We start from the raw sequence: 1050 nt of genomic DNA on the forward strand, positions 1-1050 counted from the left end.
GTCAGCTAAGCCGGCCTCGGCAATGTTTTCTCTTGCTGCAGCAACGGCTTTAGCATCATTGTCACCACCTTGCAGTAGCGGCAACCTTGATACGCCAGCCTGACGGCGTCTCTCGGCATCGGCTTTAAGTCGTTTCCAGAGTTCTTTATCGTGTTGCTTCCAGAAACTGAAACCATAATAATCACGGGCAATACCGGGAGCAATATCAGCAGCCATCATAGCCGCTTCAATCAAAAACGTGCCTGAACCACACATGGGGTCTACCAGAGCCCAACCTTGTTTAGCCAGCCTTGGCCACTCGGCTTTCAGTAAAATGGCTGCTGCCAGGTTTTCTTTCAGTGGCGCTGCAGTGTTGTGGGTGCGGTATCCACGCTTATGCAGGCTCTCTCCAGACAAATCGATGCTGATAATAGCCTGATTATGTTTCAGATAAACATTGATTCTAAGATCAGGTTGATACAGCTCCACCGACGGTCTTAAACCGGTTTTTTCCCGAAAGCGATCAACTATGGCGTCTTTAACCTTCTGGGCACCATATTGGCTATGTTTGATTTTGGAACGAAAACTGTTGAAATCAACCGCTAAAGTACTGTCCTCAGCATCAATATGATCTTCCCAGGCAAGTTCTTTCACACCATCGTATAACTGCTCTGGCGTTTCGGCCTGAATATGAGCTATCGGCATCAATACGCGTATCGCCACACGAGACCACAAACAGACTTTGTAAGCATCTTCTAATTCACCAGTGAAGCGAATATTACCCGCATCCTGTTTTGTATTTCTGATGCCGAGTTGTTTGAGTTCATCTGCAAGTAGCGGCAACATGCCTCTCGCTGCGGTAACTGTGAACTTGTATTGTTTAGCCATATTCCGTTCCTGATATAATCTTCCATTTTAATATACAAGAGCATTTTTATGGCAGTGACTGACAAACAAAAGCGCTATCTGAGAGGGTTGACACATTCCCTAAAACCGGTTGTGATGGTTGGAAACAGTGGTTTGACCGATTCCGTTCTGACAGAAATTGAGAATGCGCTGGAACATCACGAG

2 protein-coding genes are annotated in these 1050 nt (G+C 46.3%); one reads left to right on the plus strand and one right to left on the minus strand.

Annotated features, from left to right (window positions below):
• The coding region (locus ACTF5U_RS12500) for a THUMP domain-containing protein (protein WP_438971960.1) at positions 1 to 867 on the minus strand (867 nt) is incomplete at its 3' end.
• A 48-nt stretch (positions 868 to 915) separates the two neighbouring features.
• On the opposite strand from ACTF5U_RS12500, the gene ACTF5U_RS12505 reads away from it, so the two are divergent.
• On the plus strand, positions 916 to 1050 hold a 135-nt coding region (locus ACTF5U_RS12505), incomplete at its 3' end, for a YhbY family RNA-binding protein (RefSeq protein ID WP_438971961.1).

It is taken from the genome of Methylophaga sp. (assembly GCF_965655755.1).
In the GTDB taxonomy this organism is placed as follows: domain Bacteria; phylum Pseudomonadota; class Gammaproteobacteria; order Nitrosococcales; family Methylophagaceae; genus Methylophaga.